Below are 302 nucleotides of genomic sequence, written 5' to 3' on the forward strand. Positions count from 1 at the left end.
GAATAGCCACGTCCGCGCCATTGATGCTTTCGCGGACATGCTTGATTTTGCGGTTCTTGGCTTCAGCGCGCAACCTGCAGCGACGGGTCGGCCCGGTTGTCATCCGGGGTTGATGCTGCGGATTTAACTGTATGGATATCTGAATCAAGTTCAATCATCACGACGGTTGGAACGTGCGTGCGGGCGCGATATGGAGCTCATTTGGCTGACGGGTCGCTTGAAGCCCGCATGGAACGCACCCTGCGAAAGCTGGAACCTCTGCAAAAGGAGGCCTTGCGTTACAGATAAATTGAACAGCGGAT

At 55.0% G+C, this 302-nt stretch carries 1 pseudogene; it reads left to right on the forward strand.

Annotation, left to right across the window (positions count from 1 at the left end):
• A pseudogene (locus AB9F29_RS22090) lies at positions 1–226 on the forward strand (transposase); the annotation flags it as partial.
• Positions 227–302 lie beyond the last annotated feature (76 nt).

The organism is Falsihalocynthiibacter sp. S25ZX9 (genome assembly GCF_041205405.1).
Lineage (GTDB): Bacteria > Pseudomonadota > Alphaproteobacteria > Rhodobacterales > Rhodobacteraceae > Falsihalocynthiibacter > Falsihalocynthiibacter arcticus.